Origin of the sequence: Arthrobacter pullicola, assembly GCF_014836875.1 — a bacterium.
GTDB lineage: Bacteria > Actinomycetota > Actinomycetes > Actinomycetales > Micrococcaceae > Arthrobacter_B > Arthrobacter_B pullicola.
Map to the genome: position 1 here is coordinate 375,926 of NZ_JACSQC010000002.1, position 17,858 is coordinate 393,783.

17 protein-coding genes are annotated in these 17,858 nt (G+C 64.5%); 5 read left to right on the forward strand and 12 right to left on the reverse strand.

Annotation, left to right across the window (positions count from 1 at the left end; all coding sequences use genetic code 11):
• Positions 1–14: 14 nt before the first annotated feature.
• From H9638_RS05010 to H9638_RS05060, 11 genes are all read right to left on the reverse strand, one after another.
• Positions 15–731, reverse strand: coding sequence for a MazG nucleotide pyrophosphohydrolase domain-containing protein (locus H9638_RS05010; RefSeq protein WP_318241784.1), 717 nt, complete (start codon positions 729–731; stop codon positions 15–17).
• A complete protein-coding gene (locus tag H9638_RS05015; RefSeq protein WP_191746100.1) occupies positions 724–1,875 on the reverse strand; it encodes an adenosine deaminase in 1,152 nt (383 codons plus the stop codon). The genes H9638_RS05010 and H9638_RS05015 overlap by 8 nt, the downstream gene beginning before the upstream one ends.
• Positions 1,876–1,908: 33 nt before the next feature.
• Positions 1,909–2,562: a DedA family protein gene (locus H9638_RS05020; RefSeq protein WP_191746352.1), complete on the reverse strand. Its 654-nt coding sequence runs from the start codon at positions 2,560–2,562 to the stop codon at positions 1,909–1,911.
• Positions 2,563–2,764: 202 nt separating this feature from the next.
• Positions 2,765–4,051, reverse strand: a complete 1,287-nt coding sequence (locus H9638_RS05025) for a thymidine phosphorylase (protein WP_191746101.1) — start codon at positions 4,049–4,051, stop codon at positions 2,765–2,767.
• Positions 4,048–4,512 carry a cytidine deaminase gene (locus H9638_RS05030; protein ID WP_191746102.1) on the reverse strand — a complete coding sequence of 155 codons (465 nt, stop codon included), beginning with the start codon at positions 4,510–4,512 and terminating at the stop codon, positions 4,048–4,050. The genes H9638_RS05025 and H9638_RS05030 overlap by 4 nt, the downstream gene beginning before the upstream one ends.
• 13 nt (positions 4,513–4,525) lie before the next feature.
• Complete coding sequence (locus H9638_RS05035; RefSeq protein ID WP_191746103.1) at positions 4,526–5,815, reverse strand: ABC transporter permease; 1,290 nt, start codon at positions 5,813–5,815, stop codon at positions 4,526–4,528.
• Positions 5,812–7,167 (reverse strand): ABC transporter permease, encoded by a 1,356-nt coding sequence (locus tag H9638_RS05040; RefSeq protein WP_191746104.1) that lies wholly within the window; start codon positions 7,165–7,167, stop codon positions 5,812–5,814. The genes H9638_RS05035 and H9638_RS05040 overlap by 4 nt, the downstream gene beginning before the upstream one ends.
• Positions 7,164–8,708, reverse strand: a complete 1,545-nt coding sequence (locus H9638_RS05045; RefSeq protein WP_191746105.1) for an ABC transporter ATP-binding protein — start codon at positions 8,706–8,708, stop codon at positions 7,164–7,166. The genes H9638_RS05040 and H9638_RS05045 overlap by 4 nt, the downstream gene beginning before the upstream one ends.
• Positions 8,709–8,841: 133 nt before the next feature.
• Positions 8,842–9,969, reverse strand: coding sequence for a BMP family lipoprotein (locus H9638_RS05050; protein WP_404799628.1), 1,128 nt, complete (start codon positions 9,967–9,969; stop codon positions 8,842–8,844).
• A 239-nt stretch (positions 9,970–10,208) separates the two neighbouring features.
• Positions 10,209–11,399, reverse strand: a complete 1,191-nt coding sequence (locus H9638_RS05055; RefSeq protein WP_225217084.1) for an amidohydrolase — start codon at positions 11,397–11,399, stop codon at positions 10,209–10,211.
• A 114-nt stretch (positions 11,400–11,513) separates the two neighbouring features.
• Positions 11,514–12,665, reverse strand: coding sequence for a mannose-1-phosphate guanylyltransferase (locus tag H9638_RS05060; RefSeq protein WP_191746108.1), 1,152 nt, complete (start codon positions 12,663–12,665; stop codon positions 11,514–11,516).
• A 239-nt stretch (positions 12,666–12,904) separates the two neighbouring features.
• Between H9638_RS05060 and sdhC the strand changes: the two genes are divergently transcribed.
• The 5 genes from sdhC to H9638_RS05085 all read left to right on the forward strand — a co-directional run bounded on the left by sdhC (position 12,905) and on the right by H9638_RS05085 (position 17,393).
• Positions 12,905–13,285 carry a succinate dehydrogenase, cytochrome b556 subunit gene (gene sdhC / locus H9638_RS05065; protein ID WP_066298792.1) on the forward strand — a complete coding sequence of 127 codons (381 nt, stop codon included), beginning with the start codon at positions 12,905–12,907 and terminating at the stop codon, positions 13,283–13,285.
• Positions 13,286–13,288: 3 nt separating this feature from the next.
• Positions 13,289–13,753, forward strand: coding sequence for a succinate dehydrogenase hydrophobic membrane anchor subunit (locus H9638_RS05070; protein WP_191746109.1), 465 nt, complete (start codon positions 13,289–13,291; stop codon positions 13,751–13,753).
• A 63-nt stretch (positions 13,754–13,816) separates the two neighbouring features.
• Positions 13,817–15,583, forward strand: a complete 1,767-nt coding sequence (gene sdhA / locus H9638_RS05075; RefSeq protein ID WP_191746110.1) for a succinate dehydrogenase flavoprotein subunit — start codon at positions 13,817–13,819, stop codon at positions 15,581–15,583.
• Positions 15,583–16,359, forward strand: a complete 777-nt coding sequence (locus tag H9638_RS05080) for a succinate dehydrogenase iron-sulfur subunit (RefSeq protein ID WP_191746111.1) — start codon at positions 15,583–15,585, stop codon at positions 16,357–16,359. The genes sdhA and H9638_RS05080 overlap by 1 nt, the downstream gene beginning before the upstream one ends.
• Before the next feature lie 197 nt (positions 16,360–16,556).
• Positions 16,557–17,393 carry an alpha/beta hydrolase gene (locus H9638_RS05085; RefSeq protein WP_191746112.1) on the forward strand — a complete coding sequence of 279 codons (837 nt, stop codon included), beginning with the start codon at positions 16,557–16,559 and terminating at the stop codon, positions 17,391–17,393.
• Here the strand turns inward: H9638_RS05085 and H9638_RS05090 are convergent.
• Positions 17,390–17,857, reverse strand: a complete 468-nt coding sequence (locus H9638_RS05090) for a 2'-5' RNA ligase family protein (RefSeq protein WP_225217086.1) — start codon at positions 17,855–17,857, stop codon at positions 17,390–17,392. The genes H9638_RS05085 and H9638_RS05090 overlap by 4 nt on opposite strands.
• Between the last annotated feature and the right edge of the window lies 1 nt (position 17,858).

Sequence of the window (17,858 nt, forward strand, 5' to 3'; positions counted from 1 at the left end):
AAGGACCGGGTGCGTCAATCGGTCATGGGAGACGCGGCGGCTGTGAACCGGCGGATGGCTCCCCGCAGGGCTGCCTCCGGGTCGATGCCGCGTTCGGTTGCCTGCCGCACCGTCTCAAACAGCAGGTCTCCGAGTTCCTTCTCGCCGTCCCAGCCGGGCACGGCTGCGCCGTAGGAAGCACCGGAACCGGTCTCCGCAGCGGGGACCGCGACGCCGGCACGCCGGGCCCGGTTCTGTGTCTTCGCGGCGAGGGCAAGGGCAGGCAGGGACACGGGAATGCCTTCGAAGGGACTGCCGCGCCGGGGTTTTTCGACTTTCTTGGCGGCGTCCCAGGCCCGCTCGATCTCGGCGGGATCCCCGGTAGTGGATTCCGCCAGGGTTCCGTCCGGATGGAAAACATGCGGGTTCCGGCGGACCATTTTGGCGGTCAGTCCCTCCACCACGTCCAGGATCGAGAAGTTTCCCGTTTCCTCCTGAAGCCTGGCGTGCAGCAGGACCTGGAGCAGCACATCGCCCAGCTCCCCGCTGAGCTCTGCGGCGTCCTCGGCCCGGGTATGGCCTGTTTCCACCGCCTCGATGACCTCATAGGCTTCCTCGAGCAGATACTCCAGCAGGGCCTCATGGGTTAGCGCGGCGGTCCAGGCGCAGCGTTCACGCAGCAGCGCGATGACTTGGGCCAGGCGGCTAAATGCCTGGCCCAAGTCATCGTTTCCGGGCTCCGGGCTAGCCACGGACGCGGTTGAAGCCTTCGGTGATGTATTCGGCCAGGACTGCCCGCTCTTCGAGCGGCAGGAACGCAGCGTTGGCCGCGTTCATGGTCAGCTCCAGGATGTCATCCAGGTCGTAGTCGAACGTCTGCACCAGCAGCTCGAATTCATCGGTGAGGCTGACGCCGCTCATCAGGCGGTTGTCCGTGTTGACGGTGACGACGAAGCCGGTCTGGAACAGCAGATCGATCGGGTGGGATTCGATGTCCCCGCCGAAGGATTCCACGGCTCCGGTCTGCAGGTTCGAGGACGGGCAGAGTTCCAGCGGGATGCCGCGGTCCCGCACCCAGGCGGCGGTCTCACCCAGGGTGACCATGCCGACGGCGGTGTCCGCCCCTGCTCCCGGGGCGTCTTCGTCCTCGAAATCGACCTCGATGTCCTCGGCGATGCGCACGCCGTGGCCCAGGCGCAGCGCCCGGCCGTGGACCAGCGCCTCAACGATGCTCTCTACCCCGGCGGCTTCACCGGCGTGGACCGTGACAGGGAACATCTGCTCGGCAAGATAGGTGAAGGCGTCCTTGAAACGCGAGGGCGGGAACCCATCCTCGGCACCGGCAATGTCGAAGCCCACGGCTCCCCGGCCCCGGTGGCGCACGGCCAGTTCGGCGATTTCCAGGCCCCGGTCCCCGTGGCGCATTGCGGTGATCAGCTGGCCCACCTGGATCAGGTATCCGTTTTCCCCGGCTTCGGCGACGCCGGCTTCCAAGCCTGCCTGCACTGCCTCCACGGCCTCGTCCAGGCTCAGGCCGGCGCGCAGGTGCTGCTCGGGTGCCCAGCGGATTTCGGCGTAGACAACGCCGTCTTCGACCAGGTCTTCGACGAATTCGCGGGCGACGCGCGTGAGGCCTTCACGGGTCTGCATCACGGCAATGGTGTGGTCGAAGGTCTCGAGGTAGCGCACCAGGGACCCGGAGTTCGCTGATTCGCGGAACCATTCCTCCAGGGCCACCGGATCCGTGGACGGGAGGGTGTGGCCGGCGGCCTCAGCGAGCTCCACGATCGTGGCCGGGCGCAGCCCGCCGTCGAGGTGGTCATGCAGGGAAACCTTGGGCAGGACGCGGATGTCGAAGCGGGAAAGGGCAGCGGGATGCGTAATAGGCTCAGTCACACGCCAACTCTACGTGAGCCGCGCCACGGCAGGTCACTGGGGCCGGGACTTCTCCTGGACCGGCTGACCTGCAGGCTCTCCCGGGTGCATTGGGGTGGGTCCGCGGAGCTTGTTGATGATCCGGTCGATGATGAGGCCCAGGACCAGCGCCACCGCTACGGCAACGACGACGGCGAGAAGGTGGTGCTCCTGGAACCAGGCCCCTGCGAGAGCCCCGATAGCCACGGAATAGGCTGCCCACAACACCGCTGACAGTCCGGTCAGCGCGACAAACATCCGCCGGGGATAACGCGTTGCCCCGGCGGTCAGGTTTACCACCACGCGTCCAACCGGAATGAACCGGGCGATCAGGATCAGGGAAACCGCGCGTTTGTCCAGCTCTTTCCGGGCCCAGACGAAGCCTCGCTGCATCCGTGCGCCCCGCATCCAGCGGAACCGGTCCGTCCGGAGCGTCCGGCCGAGGGCGTAGGCGATGTTGTCACCGATAAACGCCCCGGCGGCAGCGGCCAGGAGAATCAGCCAGACGTTGGGACCGGACGCCGTGAAGATCAGTGCGGAGAGCCCCACTACCAGCGATTCGCTGGGAATCGGGGGAAAAAATCCGTCCAGCAGGCAACAGGCGAATAGCACCAGATAAACCCAGGGAGCTCCTGAGTAGGTCAGGACGAAGCTGTTGATGTTGTCCATTACGGCGTCTAGCACGTCCAATGGGCGGCACTCCTCGAATCGGTATCTGTAGCTACAACGATGCCACCTTCAAAAGAGTGCCCGGTATCGGGTATCGCCCTAATAACACCCTGAACCTGCTCAGGGGTTGCCCCTGACCTGCGTCGTGGCGGAACAGGAGCGCAGCTTTGCCTGTCCTCCTGCTCCGCTCCCGCTCCCGGTATCAGCTGATGCGGTCGATGATCAGCGGGGCCGTCCCGACGGGACGCGGGGACACCGTGACGGCGTCCGCGAGGGCTTCCCTGGCCCGCTCGAACTTCTCCGGGGTGTCAGTCAGCAGCGTCATCAGAGGGCTGCCGGCTGTGACGGTGTCTCCGGGTTTGGCATGCAGCCGGACGCCGGCTCCGGCCTGCACGGCGTCTTCCTTCCGTGCCCTGCCGGCTCCCAGCCGCCAGGCGGCAACGCCAACGGCCAGGGCATCGAGTTCGGTCAGCACACCGTCAGCCGGGGCCAGGATGGTCTCCGATTCCCGCGCCACCGGCAGCTGGGCGTCCGGGTCGCCGCCCTGCGCGGAGATCATCCGGCGCCACACATCCATGGCCCGGCCGTCCTTCAGTGCGGCCTCCGGGTCGGCGTCCGGGCGTCCGGCTGCGGTGAGCATTTCCCGGGCCAGGGCAACCGTCAGATCGACGACGTCGGACGGGCCGCCGCCGGCGAGGACCTCCACGGACTCCTGGACCTCGATGGCGTTGCCTGCCGTCAGACCCAGCGGGGTGGCCATATTCGTGAGCAAGGCCACAGTGTTCACACCGGCATCTTTACCGAGTGTGACCATGGTGCGGGCCAGTTCCCGGGCATCATCCTCGTTCTTCATGAACGCACCGGACCCAACCTTGACGTCCAGGACCAGGGAGCCCGTGCCTTCAGCGATCTTTTTGCTCATGATGGAGGAGGCGATCAGCGGAATTGCCTCCACCGTTCCGGTGACGTCCCGCAGCGCGTAGAGCTTCTTGTCGGCGGGAGCCAGCCCGGCGCCTGCCGCACAGATCACCGCTCCGACTTCGGCCAGCTGGGCCATCATCTCCGCGTTGCTCAGATCCGCCCGCCAGCCGGGGATGGCTTCGAGCTTGTCGAGCGTTCCGCCGGTGTGTCCCAGCCCGCGGCCGGAAAGCTGCGGCACAGCGACTCCGAAAACGGCCACCAGGGGTGCCAGCGGGAGCGTGATCTTATCCCCCACGCCACCGGTGGAGTGCTTGTCGGATGTCGGTTTACCCAGGGCGGAGAAATCCATCCGCTCCCCCGACGCGATCATGGCGGCGGTCCACCGGGAGATCTCCTCCCGGTTCATACCGTTGAGCAGGATCGCCATGTTCAGGGCCGCCATCTGTTCGTCGGCGATGGCGCCGCGGGTGTAGGCGTCGATCGTCCAGTCGATCTGCTCCGGCGTGAGCGTGCCGCGGTCCCGCTTCGTGCGGATGATGTCAACGGTGTCGAACTTTTCAGAACTCATTGGTTTTTCTGCCCTTCCAGGTGCTGGGGGCCGAAGGCGTCCGGAAGCACTTCGTCCATCGTCTTGATGCCGCTGACGGTCAGCAGTGCCATGCCGGGCGCCCGGAATTCATAGAGCAGCTGGCGGCAGCGTCCGCACGGCATCAGGGTCTGGCCTTCACCGTCGACGCAGGTAAAGGCCACCAGCCGCCCGCCGCCGGTCATCCGGAGCTGGCTGATCATGGAGCATTCGGCGCACAGCGTCAGGCCATAGGAGGCGTTTTCGATGTTGCAGCCCGAGACGATCCGTCCGTCGTCGGTCAGGGCCGCGGCGCCGACCGGGTACCGGGAGTACGGGACGTAGGCGTGGGCCATGGCGGCGCGGGCGGCGTCCTGCAGGACGTCCCAGTCGATCTCCGGGGCCGCCTCGCCGGAGGTGCCTCCGGAAGCGCCGGCTGCTGCGTTGAAAGTGTTTCCCTGCATCGGTTGGTACCGCCTAACCCTTGATATATGGAATGCCGCTGGCTGCCGGGGCACGCGATTTACCGACCACACCGGCGACGGCGAAGATGGTCACCACGTAGGGCAGCATGGCCAGGAACTGGTTGGGGACGGGGGTGCCGAGCAGGCTCAGCACCGACTGCAGGTTCGACGCGAAGCCGAAGAGCAGGGCGGCGAAGAGGGCGCCGATCGGGTTCCAGCGGCCCAGGATGAGGGCAGCCAGGGCAATGTACCCCTGGCCCGAGGTCATGTCCCGGTTGAAGGAGGACACCGAGACCAGGGTGAAGAACGCTCCACCCACGCCGGCGACCGATCCGGCCAGCAGCACGTTGTAGAACCGGGTGCGGTTGACGTTCACACCCAGGGTGTCGGCAGCCTTGGGGTGCTCGCCTACGGCCCGGGTGCGGAGCCCCCATTTGGTGTGGAAGAGGCCGAAGTAGATTGCGGCCACGGCCACGTACATCAGGTAGCCGATCACTGACTGGTCAAAGAGGATCGGGCCGATGATCGGAATGTCCGCCAGCAGCGGGATCCGGATGGAGGGCAGGCGCGGCGGGGAGTTCCACTTGGCCGAGTCGGCGCTGAGCACAGTGGAGAAGAGGAATCCGGTCAGGCCGGACACCAGCACGTTCAGGACGACGCCGACGATCACCTGGTTCACGATGTACTTGATGCTGAACACCGCCAGCACCAGGGAAACCAGGACACCGGCCACTGCCGCAGCGAAAAGGCCTACGAAAGCGTTGCCGGAGAGCGACCCCGCTACGGCTGCGGCGAAGGCGCCGAAGAGCAGCTGGCCCTCAATGGCGATGTTCACCACTCCGGAACGTTCGCAGAGCACGCCGGAGAGCGAACCGAAGATCAGCGGGAATGCCAAGGTGAAGGATCCCGCGAGCAGGCCGTACAGGGCCACGCTGGGGCTGCGCGCGCTGCCCACGGACCAGGTCAGGAACGCGGCGATGAAGAACACCGCGAACACGGCGATCAGCCAGCCGGGAACATGCTGGTAACGGCTCACCAGGAAGGCGGCGTACGCCGCGGAGAGGAGCAGGATCACCGAGGAGACCCAGCCGACCACCGTGGCCGAAACCACCACGTCCGGCAGCTGGATAGCGGCGTTTTCCTGGGTGAGGCGGAACGTCACCTCGCTCGCCGGGGAACCGAGCGCGAAGATGAAGAAGCTCAGGAGGGCCAGTGCACCGAGGATGATCGGGATCTTCCAGCTGCGGATAGCCTGGACGGCCGCCGGCCGGTCAGCGGAGGCCAGGGTGGTTGCGGTGCTCATGCTGCTCCTCCGGCTGCGGCGTTGGTGGTGGTGCGCTTTGTCTTGAAGGCACCCGGCGGTGGAATCCTAAAGATGGACCGGACCAGCGGGGGTGCAGCGATGAACAGGACGATCAGCGACTGGACCACCAGGACAATATCAATGCTGGTTCCGGTGCTGGTCTGCATGGTGACGCCTCCGGCGCGGAAGGCTCCGAAGAGCAGGCCCGCGGCGAACGTTCCCCATGGCGATGAGCGCCCGAGCAGCGCGACGGTGATGGCATCGAAGCCGAAGCTGGCCGCCACCCCTGAGGTGAGGACCTTTTCCGTGCCGGAGACCTGCGCGACGCCGGCCAGGCCGGCGAGGGCTCCGGCGATCAGCATCACGATCACATAGCCCTTGGTGGTGCTGATGCCCGCGTTCCGTGCGGCCGCCGGGTTGGCGCCCACAGCCCGCAGTTCAAAGCCGACGGTGGAACGGTTCAGCAGCCACCAGATGAACACCGTTGCGGCGATGGCCATAACAAAGCCCCAGTGCAGGCGGAAACCGTCGCCCAGCAGGGGCGGGAACAACGCGGTGCTGTCGATCTGGGGGCTGATCGGGTTGGTGGAGCCCGGCCGCTGGAAGCCGGGAGTGGTGAGCAGGAAGAGCACCAGCTGGATGGCGATGTAGTTAAGCATGATGGTCACAATGACCTCGTGTGCGCCGGTCCGCGCTTTCAGGAGGCCTGCGATCCCGCCCCAGAGCGCGCCGCCGACTGCTCCGGCAAGCACAACAACCAGCAGGTGCACTCCCACCGGCAGATGCCAGCTGAACCCGACCCAGGCCGCCAGCGTGGCGCCAATGATGATCTGCCCCTGGGCACCGATGTTGAACATCCCTGCCCGGAAGGCCAGGGCCACTCCGAGTCCGGCGCAGATCAGCGGGGTCGCGACCGTCAGGGTCTGGGTCAGCGGGTAGATCATCCGGGAGAAAGTGTCGGCTTCAAAGTTGAAGACCGCTCCCTGGAACAGGGCCACATAGGCTCCTGAAGCAGCTGACCAGGCGGCTCCCAGCAGGTCCGTTGGACGGCTGAAGAAGTATCCCGCCGAGTTGGCGACCGCTTCATCGGTCACGGCGATGAGCAGGCCACCAAGAATAAGCGCCATCAGGACTGCCAGCACTGAGACCAGCGCATTGCCCGTGAGGATCCGGTGCAGAACCGATTCGTGGCCGTCTTCCGGGCGGAGTTCAGCACTGGAAACCGGTACGGCAGGGGGCGGCAGGGCGCCGCCGGCCGTTTCCGCAGCGGTCAGCAGCCGGGTGTCTTCAGCAGCTGCCGTTTCCTTGCTGCGGGCATCGCCCGGTTGGCCGTTCTTTTCGTCCGGGCTCACTGAGTCCCTCCCTCGGTCTGGCTGTGGTGCGAAAGTGCTTCGTCGGCGCCCATCCCGGCCATCATCAGGCCAAGGACGTCGCGCGGGGTGTTGCCGGGGACAATCCCCATGAGCCTGCCGCCATAGAGCACGGCAATCCGGTCAGCCAGCTCCAGGACCTCGTCCAGTTCGGTGGACACAATCAGGACCGGAGTGCCGCCGTCGCGCTCTGCCACGATCCGCTTGTGCAGGAATTCGATGGAGCCGACGTCGACGCCGCGGGTCGGCTGGGAGGCAATGAAAAGGGAAAGCGGCCGCGAGAGTTCGCGGGCCATCACGACCTTCTGCTGATTGCCGCCGGAGAGTGTTCCCGCAGCTGATTCCGCCGACTGCGTGCGGATGTCGAACTCGCTGATCTTTTCCGCGGCGTTGGCGGCAACAACCGCGGGGCGCATCGACAGCCCGCGCGCGAACGGTGCCTTGTTATAGCGGTTCAGAATCAGGTTTTCCGCCACGGTAAAGGGACCGACCAGCCCGTCGACGCTGCGGTCCTCAGGCACAAAGCCGACGCCTGCATCGATGATCTGGTCTACGCGCCGCCCCACGAGTTCCTCACCGTCGAGCTGGATGGACCCGGTCACATGGTTCTGCAGGCCCATCACGGCCTCGGTCAGTTCTGTCTGTCCGTTTCCCTGGACGCCAGCCACTGCAAGGATCTCGCCCTTGGCGATCTCGAAGCTCACGTGGTCCACCACGGCCTGGCCGGAGTCGGTGAGTACCACCAGGTCCCGGACCGCGAACGTGGTTGCACCGGGTTCGGCAGGCGCCTTTTCCAGGGTCAGGCTGACGGAACGGCCAACCATCATGGCCGCCAGTTCCGTAGTGCTGGCAGTGGGCGGCGCATCTCCGACAACCTTGCCCCGGCGGATCACCGTGATCACGTCGGAGACGGCTTTAACCTCGCGCAGCTTGTGGGAAATGAAGACCACGGATTTTCCGTCCTCGGTCAGCTGGCGCATGATGGCGAGCAGTTCATCCGTCTCGCGCGGGGTAAGGACGGCGGTGGGTTCGTCCAGGATCAGGACTTCAGCGTCCCGGATCAGGGCTTTGATGATTTCCACCCGCTGCTGCACGCCCACCGGCAGGTCTTCCACGACTGCATCGGGGTCGACGTCGAACCCGTACTGGTCGGAGATCTGCCGGATGCGGGTCTTGGTGGTTTCCAGGTTCAGGGTGCCGCCGAATGTGGTGCTTTCATGCCCCAGCGCCACGTTCTCCGCCACGGTGAAAACAGGCACCAGCATAAAGTGCTGGTGGACCATACCGATTCCGGCGGCCATGGCGTCACCGGGCCCCGAGAAGACGACCGGCTTGTCATTGACCAGGATTTCGCCCTCGGTGGGTTCATAGAGGCCGTACAGGACGTTCATCAACGTCGACTTGCCCGCACCGTTTTCCCCGAGCAGGCTGTGCACCTGCCCCGGTTCGATCACCAGGTCAATGTGGTCGTTGGCCACCAGCGTGCCGAAGCGTTTGGTGATGCCCCTGAGTTCGAGTTTCACAACCCCAACCAATCTGTTTGAGTCGATGCGTTTATGTGCCCCGGAGGAAGACTCCCGGGACCGCAAAACCCGCCGCCCGCCCCGCGGCGGTGCAGCGGGGGCGGACGGCGGTTCAAGTTACTGCTGGCCCGGGTTACTTGGGGCTGGCAGCGGATTCCACGGTGATCTCACCGGAGATGATCTTTGCCTTGATTTCGTCCACGGCCGTCTTCACGTCCGCCGGTACGGCGCTTTCCTGGTCGTGGTACGGAGCCAGGGCAACTCCGCCGTTCTCCAGGGTTCCCACGTACGGGGTGGCGTCGAAGTTGCCGTCAACGTCGGAGGAGATGACGGTTTCCACGGCGTCGCCCATGAGCTTCATGACCGAAGTGAGGATGAATTCCTGGCCGGTGCCTGCGGTCTCGAAACCATCGGAGTCGACCCAGACCACCTTGTTGCTGCCGCCGTTGGCATTGGCTTCGACCACGGCATCCAGCGTGCCGGTCCCGACCGGTCCGGCAACGGGCATGATGATGTCCGCGCCCTCATTGAGGAAGTTCTGCGTGGTGGTCTTGCCTGCACCGGTGTCGGTGAAGTTGCCGATGAAGGAGCCGGTCTGGTCTGCCTTGTTCCAGCCGAGCAGTTCGACGTTGGCGCTGTTCTGCTCGTTGTAGTACTCCACGCCGTCCGCGAAGCCGTCCATGAAGATGGTGACGGTCGGGATGTTGATGCCGCCGTAGGTGGCAACCTTGCCGGATTCGGAGGTCCCGGCAGCGACGTAACCGGCCAGGAAGGCAGCCTGCGCCGTGTCGTAGATGATCGGCTTCACGTTATCGAGTTCGATGCTGTTGTCATCGACGATCGCAAAGTTGCTCTCCGGGTTGGCGGTGGCCACTTCCTTCGTGGCGTCCGCCAGGAGGAACCCAACCGTGACGGTGATGTCGCAGCCGTTCTGCACGACCATGGAGTCCAGGTTCGGCAGGAAGTCGGTCTCGGACTGGGACTCGGCGGTCTTGATCTCAATGCCAAGGTCCTTCTCCGCGGCCTGCAGGCCCTCAAAGCTGGACTGGTTGAACGAACGGTCATCGAACCCGCCGGAGTCCGAAACCATACAGGCCAGGAAGTCGCCGCTGGCACTGGTGCCGCTGCTGCTGGCCGTATCAGAGGATGCGGCGTCCTCCTCGGGAGCTGCGCCACAGCCGGCCAGCAGAAGCGCCGAAGCGCCCAGCATGGCGGCCGAAATACCGGCATTGCGCTTTATGCTGCGCGGAAAGTTCTTCAATGTTCCTCCAGAAAAGAAAAGGGGTCCACCCGTTGGAGTCTGCAGCACGGCCATCCGGTTGAACGGCCTCGCGCGCAGGCGCGTGTGGCGCGCGCTCCTTACCTCAGCGGAGCGCAGCAGACCCAACCATAGTGGTATGTGGCGCAAACCACCTACGATCTGGGAGCACTAAAGAACATCGTTTGAATCTTGTTATCAATATTGCGGCACCGGCCGCCCCCGGATGGGGCTTGGATGGATTAGTGGCGCAGGCCCCGCGCCGCCCGGACCGCTGCCGCGGCCATCACCGAAACACCACAGCTGATGGCCAGTTCATCGGGGTTGTAGTCCCCCCGGTGCAGGTCGTAGGTTTCCCCGCCCGGGGTGCGGGTTCCCAGCCGCATCATGGCACCGGGTACGGCCTGGGTCATCCAGGCGAAGTCCTCCCCTCCCATGGACTGCGGGGTGAGCACTACGGCATCTTCACCGAGTTCCGCGCGCGCGGAGGCCTCGATCAGGCCGGTCTCTGTCTCGGAGTTGATCACTGGAGGAACCCCCCGTGTGTGCTCGAGTGCAACCTCCACGCCGTAGGGCGCAGCAACCTCCCGGACGACGTCGTCGAGCAGCTGCCCGGCCGCGTACCAGGCCTCTGCGTCGAGGCAGCGCATGGTTCCGGCCATGAAGCCATGCCCCGGGATCGCGTTGGGCGCCGAACCGGCGTGGATCTGCCCCCACACAACGGAAACACCGCTGCGCACATCGATGCGGCGGGACAGGACAGCCGGAACGCTGACCGCAATCTGCCCCAGTGCGAAGACCAGGTCTTCGGTCAGGTGCGGGCGGGAGGTATGGCCGCCCCGTCCGGAGAGTTCAATCCGGATCGTGTCGGAGGCCGAAGTGATGGCGCCGATGCGGGTGCCCACCTGGCCTACGTCGACCCGCGGGTCGCAGTGCAGCGCCAGGATCCGCGGCACCCCCTCAAGGATTCCCTGTTCAATGACGGAGAGTGCGCCGCCGGGCATCACCTCTTCGGCCGGCTGGAAGATGACGCGGATGCGGCCGCCAAGGCTGCCTTCAGCCTCCAGGCCGGCAAGCACCCTGGCGGCCCCCAGCATCACGGTCGTGTGGATATCGTGCCCGCAGGCGTGGGTGATGCCGGTGTTGACGGATGCGTACGGCAGCCCGGTCTCCTCGAGCACGGGGAGCGCATCAATGTCTGCCCGCAGGCCAAGCTGAATCGGACCATCGCCGATATCGACGTAGGCGCCCGTGCCGGACAGCCGCTTGGGCTGCAGGCCTGCGGCTTCGAGCGCTTCGATAATCCGGTCGGTGGTGCGGAATTCCTTGTGCGAGAGTTCCGGGTGGGAATGGAGATCCCGCCGGAAATCGATCAACTCACCCAGAATCGGAGCAACACTGCCCCTGATTGACGGGACGGGTGAGTTGCTCAGCGAGGTTGTCTGCACATGTTCAAGGTTAGCCAACCTCCGCTGGCTTGCGGGAACCTGTTGGCTTTAAGACTTCATGAACGCAGATAACTCTGATACTGCAGGCGGTTCAGCGGCTTACAGAACGTCCGTATCGCCGCTTGCCTTGAGGTGCTCCACAGCCTTCTTCACGGCCTGCGCATGATCCTTGGTGGTCACCAGCAGCGCATCGGGCGTGTCAACAATGACGACGTCCTCAATACCAATGAGCGCAATCACTCGTTTGGTGTCGGAGACAACAATGCCCGATGCATCCTCGGAGTAGACCCTGGCGCCCTCCCCCATGACGGTCAGCTCCGAGTTCTGCTCGGCCGGATTCAGCCGGCCGATCGCGGCGAAGTCACCAACGTCGTCCCAGCTGAAAATCCCGGGAATCATTGCCACGTCTCCGGCCGCGGCAGCCGGTTCGGCGACCGCGTAGTCAATGGCGGTCTTAGGCAGTGTGGGCCAGACCCGGAGAACGACTTCACGGCGGTTCGGCGTGTCCCAGGCCTCTGCGATCTCCATGATCCCGGCATGGAGGTCAGGTTCATTGGCCTGCAGATGCTTGAGCATCAGGGCCACCGGCGCAACGAACATACCTGCGTTCCAGCTGTAATTACCGCTGCGCAGGTAGGTGCGGGCCGTGTCTTCGGATGGCTTCTCAACGAACTCGACGACGGCGTGCGCACTGGGGGCGCCGGCAATATCCAGCGCTTCACCCGCGCGGATGTAGCCGAATCCCGTGGACGGATGGGTCGGATGGATGCCGATGGTCACGATGTAGCCCTGGGCGGCGGTGTGGATGGCTTCCCGAACGGTTTCCTGGAAGACCTCAACCGGCGTGATGACCTGGTCCGCGGCGAAGGAACCCATGATGATGGACGGATCGCGCTGGTAGAGGATGGCTGCTGCCAGCCCGATGGCGGCAGCGGAATCCTTGGGTTCGCTCTCCAGCACCAGGTTCTCCTGCTGGATCTCCGGCAGCTGGGCCAGCACGGCCGCCCGGTGGAGCTGGCCGGTGACGACCATGACCCGGTCTTCGCTGAGTTCTTTCAGACGGTCGTAGGTGGCGCGGATCAGTGTGGACCCGGAGCCGGTCAGGTCATGCAGGAACTTGGGGGCAGCAGCCCGCGACAGCGGCCAGAGCCGGGTTCCGACGCCGCCGGCCGGGATAACTCCGTAGAAGCGTTTGAAGACGCCCGGGTCCGGAGCAGATCCCGGGTTCACATTTTTCGTTTCAGTACTCATCAGTGCCAAGGTTAGCTGAACGTTCCCCTTCGCCCGTCGAAGCCGCACCTTTAAGCGCGCACGGGCATCCTGGCCAGGGCACCGGACAGTGTAAGCCAGGTCACACAATAGGGGAACCTAAATTGATCCCGGTCCTGCCGGGACCTAGATTATGCTTGAGCCTATAAGTGCTCTCGCACCGGCGTCATCACTGCGTGGAAGACGCGCTAGCGCCGCTGCGTTGCAGGGAGGAAAATTCAGTGTCGAAGTTACCAGCAGGCACGCTCTACCGCGGCCGCGAAGGCCAGTGGTCCTGGGTTGCCCATCGGATTACTGGCGTGGTGATCTTCTTCTTCCTTTTGGTCCATGTCTTGGATACCTCGTTGGTGCGCGTTTCACCCGAGGCCTACAACGTGGTCATCGGAGCGTACAAGAACCCCATTATGGGTATCGGTGAGCTCGGCCTGGTCGCCGCCATCGTGTTCCACGCCTTTAACGGCATCCGGGTCATTCTTATCGACTTCTGGAAGAAGGGCCCCAAGTACCAGCGTCAGCTGCTGTGGGGCGTGGTCGGCCTGTGGGCTGTGACCATGATCGGCTTCTCCATTCGCCACATTCCCATCATTCTCGGGGGTCACTAAACCATGAGCACGCCTATTGAAGCCCCCCGGGCCGGACGCATTTCACCCAAGTACACCCGCAGCAAGTCGGGGAAGGGCAACTTCGAGATGTTCGCATGGCTGTTCATGCGCATTTCCGGTGCACTCCTCGTGGTCCTGATCTTCACCCACCTCATCATGAACCTGGTTCTCGGTGACGGCATCAAGGCCATCGACTTCGGCTTCGTTGCCGGCAAGTGGGCCTCTCCGCTGTGGCAGGTCTGGGACCTGGTCATGCTGTGGCTCGCCATGCTCCACGGAACCAACGGTGTCCGGACGATCATCAACGATTACGCCGAGAAGAACTCCACCCGGATGTGGCTTAAGACGGTCCTCTACGCCGCCACGGTTGTCATCATCGTCCTCGGCACACTCGTCATCTTCACGTTCGATCCGTGCCCGGCCAACGCCACACTGGACCAGCTGCCGTCCTTCTGCCCGGCCCCGTAGCCCGGAGCGGCACCGCAGCACTCCCCTGAGTAACACACAGTTTCAACAGAAAGAGCATCTGGTATGCAGGTCCATAAGTACGACGTCGTCATTGTCGGCGCCGGCGGCGCCGGTATGCGTGCCGCCATCGAATCCGGGCAGCGCGCGCGGACGGCGGTACTGACCAAGCTGTACCCGACCCGCTCCCACACGGGCGCGGCACAGGGCGGCATGTGCGCAGCACTGGCCAACGTAGAAGAAGACAACTGGGAATGGCACACCTTTGACACGGTCAAGGGCGGCGACTACCTGGTTGACCAGGACGCAGCCGAGGTTATGGCCAAGGAGGCCATTGACGCGGTGCTGGACCTGGAAAAGATGGGCCTGCCGTTCAACCGCACGCCCGAAGGCCGCATTGACCAGCGCCGTTTCGGCGGCCACACCCGTGACCATGGCAAGGCTCCGGTCCGCCGTGCCTGCTATGCAGCCGACCGCACCGGACACATGATCCTGCAGACGCTGTACCAAAACTGCGTCAAGCACAACGTTGAGTTCTACAACGAGTACTACGTTCTGGACCTCCTGACTGTCACCGACGCCTTCGGGCAGAAGCGCGTGGCCGGCGTCGTCTCCTACGACCTCGCCACCGGCGAACTGCACGTTTTCCAGGCCAAGTCGGTGGTCTTCGCCTCCGGTGGTGCCGGCAAGGTCTTCAAGACGACTTCCAACGCCCACACCCTCACCGGTGACGGCATGGGAATCGCCTTCCGCAAGGGCATCCCCCTGGAAGACATGGAATTCATCCAGTTCCACCCGACCGGCCTGGCCGGTCTGGGCATCCTGCTCTCCGAGGCAGCCCGCGGCGAAGGCGCCATCCTGCGCAACTCCGAAGGTGAGCGCTTCATGGAGCGCTACGCCCCGACCATTAAAGACCTGGCGCCGCGTGACATCGTGGCCCGCTCGATGGCGAACGAGGTCCGTGAAGGCCGCGGCTGCGGCCCGAACAAGGATTACGTCCTCCTGGACCTGACCCACCTGGAGCCGGCACACATCGATGCCAAGCTTCCGGACATCACGGAGTTCGCCCGGACCTACCTGGGCGTGGAACCGTACACCGAGCCGGTCCCCGTCTTCCCGACCGCGCACTACGTCATGGGCGGTATCCCGACCAACATCAAGGCCGAGGTCCTCCAGGACAACGAGACCGTTATCCCGGGCCTCTACGCTGCCGGCGAGGTCGCCTGCGTATCCGTCCACGGCTCCAACCGCCTGGGCACCAACTCGCTGCTGGACATCAACGTCTTCGGCAAGCGTGCAGGCATCTACGCCGCCGAGTACGCACTGCAGGCCGACTTCGTCGACCTGCCGGAGGACCCGGAAGCTGACACCATCGCCCTGCTCGACGTCGTCCGCAATTCCGAGGGAACCGAGCGGGTCTCGGAGATCCGCCGCGACCTTCAGAACACCATGGACGCGAACATGCAGGTGTTCCGTACGGCGGAGACCATCAACCAGGTGCTTTCCGACATCGCGGACCTCGAAGAGCGCTACAAGAAGATCAACGTCCAGGACAAGGGCAAGCGCTTCAACCTTGACCTGCTCGAGGCCGTGGAGCTGGGCTTCCTGCTCGAACTGGCCAAGGTCATGACGGTTGCGGCACTGCACCGCGAGGAATCGCGCGGCGGTCACTTCCGTGAGGACTTCCCGGAGCGCAATGACGAGAAGTTCATGCTGCACTCCATGGCCTACAAGGTCGATGAAGCGGACAACGCCGAGCACACCGCCGGCATCCGGCTCGATACCAAGCCGGTTATTTTCACGCGCTACGAGCCGATGGTGAGGAAGTACTAATGTCAACGGAAATTGCCGAGCCGGCCTCGAAGGTCGATCTGGCCGAATCCAGCGCCAACGAAATCCCCTCCTTCGACATCACGCTGAAGGTGCGCCGCTACAACCCCGAGGTCTCCGATGAGGCGCACTGGGATGAGTGGGTCCTCACCATGTACGGCACCGACCGCGTGCTCGACGCACTGCACAAGGTCAAGTGGGAGCACGACGGCTCCGTCTCCTTCCGCCGCTCCTGCGCCCACGGCGTCTGCGGGTCCGATGCCATGCGCATCAACGGCCGCAACCGCCTGGCCTGCAAAACGCTGCTCAAGGACCTGGACACGTCCAAGCCCATCCTGGTGGAACCCATCAAGGGCCTCCCCGTGGAGAAGGACCTGATCGTGGACATGGAACCGTTCTTCCAGTCCTACCGCGAGATCATGCCCTTCCTCGTGTCCAAGGGCCACGAGCCGACGAAGGAGCGCCTGCAGTCCGCTGAGGACCGTGAGCGGTTCGATGACACCACCAAGTGCATCCTGTGCGCTGCGTGCACGTCCTCCTGCCCGGTGTTCTGGACTGATGGCCAGTACTTCGGTCCGGCGGCCATTGTGAACGCTCACCGCTTCATCTTCGACTCGCGTGACGACGCCGGTGACATGCGCCTGGAGATCCTGAACGACAAGGAAGGTGTGTGGCGCTGCCGCACCACCTTCAACTGTTCGGAAGCATGCCCGCGCGGCATCCAGGTCACGAAGGCGATCTCAGAGGTCAAGCAGGCCATCCTGAACCGCTCCATCTAAGCGGCACAGCTAAGCCAGCAGCAACCAAAGACAGCGGCCCCGGTATTCTTCCGGGGCCGCTGTCTTTTTGCTTTCCGCTGTCTTTTTGCTTTCCCCTGTCTTTTGCTTTTCCGCTGTCCAGCCGCTCTTCGCCGGGTGCTTTCCGCCCCCTGCGCCCGCTTTTCTGCACCCCTAAGCCGAACGGCTAGGGTTTATTCATGCCCGAGTTCGAATCCGTTTCCTTTCCCGGTGCCAACGGCACCACGCTGGCCGGAACACTGGACATCCCGGATGGTGCCGCCCTTGGCTGGGCAGTGTTCTGCCACGGCTTCGCCCTGGGGAAAAACAGCGCGGCTGCTTCCCGCATCTCCAAAAGGCTGTCGGAGTTGGGCATCGGTGTCCTGCGTTATGACGCCGCTGGGCTCGGCCGCTCAACCGGCACCTGGGAAGACGGATCCTTCAGCACCAAGGTCGCGGACCTTCTCAACGCAGTGGACTACCTGAGGTCACGGGACCGCTCCCCCACCCTCCTGCTGGGCCATTCCCTCGGCGGAGCAGCTGCACTGGCCGCAGCCGCCAACATCCCGGAACTTGCCGCCCTGGTGACGATTGCGGCGCCGTTCCGCCCCGCCCACGTGCTGCACCTCTTCGAAGACGAGCTGGAGACTATTGCCCGTCAGGGGCACGCAGCCGTCGTACTGGGCGGGCGTACCCTGACCATCCGCCAGGAACTCGTGGAAGACCTGCGCAGCCATGATCTGGCCGGTTGTATCAGCGGCCTCGGCGTTCCGCTGCTGGTCATGCATTCGCCACAGGATGGGACAGTGGACGTGGAGAATGCTGCCGAGATCTTTCTGGCAGCCCGTTCGCCGCGGAGTTTCGTATCCCTCGAGGGAGCGAACCATCTGATGCCGGACCGGGAGCAGACAACCCGCGCCGCAGACATCATCGCGGCATGGTCACGCATCTATCTGCAGCAGGCAGGGACGGGTCAGCCGGGCAAGGGCAGCCGGGCGGCGGAGGCAGGGACGGAAGGCTCAGGCGGAGACGCCTAGCCTCCGAGTGCCAGTTCTTCGCGGAGGATCCAGAGCCCCTGCGCGTCGTGTTCGAAGACTCCGATCCGGTCCACCGTGAAACTCGCCTCATATCCGCTAAGCGAGGTAAGGGCTTCATCCATGCCCGCTTCACTGACATCGTGGGCCACCGTGACGTGCGGGTGGTAGGGGTAGGGAGTTTTGTGCTCCAACGGCCCGCGCTGCAGCTCGCGGTGCAGGAGTGAGCATTCCTCGAACCCTTCCGCCACGTTGAGGTACACAACGGGTGTGACCGGCCGGAACGAGGAGGTGCCGCGCAGGGTCACGGTGAAAGGGCGGTGCGCCGCGGTGACCTGCCGGACGTGGCGGAGCGCAGACGGCCAGTCCGACGCCGGAGTGGTGGTCACAAGGGTGATGTGGGCCGGAATCACGGAAGCCATCGGATCCCCAAAGGACGCACGGGCCCGCCTCAGTTCGGAGGCCATC

Bases quoted from the DNA above. Each gene is read 5' to 3' on its own strand.
- H9638_RS05020 (WP_191746352.1), bottom strand. From the start codon at position 2,562: ATGGACAACATCAACAGCTTCGTCCTGACCTACTCAGGAGCTCCCTGG.
- H9638_RS05025 (WP_191746101.1), bottom strand. From the start codon at position 4,051: ATGAGTTCTGAAAAGTTCGACACCGTTGACATCATCCGCACGAAGCGG.
- H9638_RS05030 (WP_191746102.1), bottom strand. From the start codon at position 4,512: ATGCAGGGAAACACTTTCAACGCAGCAGCCGGCGCTTCCGGAGGCACC.
- H9638_RS05035 (WP_191746103.1), bottom strand. From the start codon at position 5,815: ATGAGCACCGCAACCACCCTGGCCTCCGCTGACCGGCCGGCGGCCGTC.
- H9638_RS05060 (WP_191746108.1), bottom strand. From the start codon at position 12,665: ATGAGTACTGAAACGAAAAATGTGAACCCGGGATCTGCTCCGGACCCG.
- H9638_RS05070 (WP_191746109.1), top strand. From the start codon at position 13,289: ATGAGCACGCCTATTGAAGCCCCCCGGGCCGGACGCATTTCACCCAAG.
- sdhA (WP_191746110.1), top strand. From the start codon at position 13,817: ATGCAGGTCCATAAGTACGACGTCGTCATTGTCGGCGCCGGCGGCGCC.
- H9638_RS05080 (WP_191746111.1), top strand. From the start codon at position 15,583: ATGTCAACGGAAATTGCCGAGCCGGCCTCGAAGGTCGATCTGGCCGAA.
- H9638_RS05085 (WP_191746112.1), top strand. From the start codon at position 16,557: ATGCCCGAGTTCGAATCCGTTTCCTTTCCCGGTGCCAACGGCACCACG.
- H9638_RS05090 (WP_225217086.1), bottom strand. From the start codon at position 17,857: ATGGCCTCCGAACTGAGGCGGGCCCGTGCGTCCTTTGGGGATCCGATG.